The sequence below is a fragment of the Streptomyces sp. NPDC101166 genome, assembly GCF_044768125.1.
Lineage (GTDB): Bacteria > Actinomycetota > Actinomycetes > Streptomycetales > Streptomycetaceae > Streptomyces.
On record NZ_JBIWPF010000164.1, the window covers coordinates 1 to 1,302 of the forward strand.

The following is a 1,302-nucleotide window of genomic DNA, read 5'->3' on the forward strand; positions in this document are numbered from 1 at the left end:
ATTGCTGAACCTTTCCGATGGTCGAATGCCCGACGCCGGGTCTCACCGGGCGGGCTGGATTCGCAACTCGCGGCGGCGGTGTACGCCGAGGTCGACCGCGCGCGAGGAATGCCACGAAGGCCCAGGGGCAATGCCGAGGGGTCTACCCCACGCAGAAGGGGGCCGACGTGCGCCATGGTAGGCACTCGAGGTCAACGGCAGGCTACGTTCGAGCCGATTCTCGGGGACTGCAGCCGAGATCGAACCCAGCGGGCGCAGCCGCGCCGCTCGCTCACAGTTCTCGTGGTAGGCCGCCAGTTCCGGAAAGATCATCGCGGAAGCGCTGATCGCTTGGGACAGAGCCTTCGCGGCGCCCAGCAACACGGCGGCGCGCCTCGCGCCGCCCTGCGCTTGGGCAATCCATGCCAGTAATGCGCTCGCTCACCCACCTGATTCGCGACCGGGAAATCAGTCCAGATCAAGACCCGCTGGACGTCGGGGCGCCGGGGCGACGGCGGCCGCTGTTGTCGACCACGGCGCTCAGGTAGTCGATGCCCGTCAGGTAACTGGGCTCGAACGTGTCGGGGTCCTTCTCCATCGGAGGCGAGTTCCAGGTGCCGTCGGAGTTCATCGAGGGCATGCCCGGGTGGTATCCGCCGGATACCCAGTGGCCGGTGCACCCGACCTGCAGCTGTTCGGTGGTACGGCTGTTCACCCAGACCGACGTCTCGTACCCATCACCGAATCCCGAGCAGTGCACCCGCACCTGGATGCGATAGATGTCGTCGGTGTCGTTGCGGCAGCTGCGATCACCGCACGAAACCCCCTCGGCCAGATCCGTCGCGAATGCCGCCGGGGCCAGGACGCCGACCGCGGCGGTGATCAGGGCCGCAGTACCCAGACCGACCAACAACCGTTGAACCATGCGTGAATCAACTCCTATCGACAATGACCCGACCGGGATTCAGTTTGCCGCACAAGAGGTTTCACGCATATCGGGGTAAACCCGGATTTTCGACCTCCGTCGGCGCGACGGATGACAACTCCAACCGGGCCACCGCTTCAGAAGGTGAACTGGTCGCCGTAGGCGGTGGTCTGCGCGAGTCCCACGGCGGTGCTCACCGTGGTGGTGACGAATGGGACGGCCGACACCGGCGAGGCGCATTGGGCGATATTGAGCGCGGCATTGTTGAACGCGATGCGAAGCGGGAACGTCGTGGTGGCACCCAGGCGGGCCGTCTCCGTTCTCGCGACAGTGACCTGGCCGGGTCCCAAGTTCGCGAACACGCCTTCGGCCACACCCAGATTCCCGATGACACCGGG

At 65.8% G+C, this 1,302-nt stretch carries 2 protein-coding genes; both read right to left on the reverse strand.

Features of this window, described 5'->3' with window-relative positions; genetic code table 11:
- Positions 1-457: 457 nt before the first annotated feature.
- Positions 458-904, reverse strand: coding sequence for a hypothetical protein (locus ACIRS4_RS37335; RefSeq protein WP_404204591.1), 447 nt, complete (start codon positions 902-904; stop codon positions 458-460).
- Positions 905-1,041: 137 nt separating this feature from the next.
- Positions 1,042-1,302: MspA family porin (locus ACIRS4_RS37340; protein WP_404204593.1), on the reverse strand; the 261-nt coding region annotated here is incomplete at its 5' end.

Coding starts and splice junctions, on each gene's coding strand:
- ACIRS4_RS37335 (WP_404204591.1), bottom strand. CDS start 904: ATGGTTCAACGGTTGTTGGTCGGTCTGGGTACTGCGGCCCTGATCACC.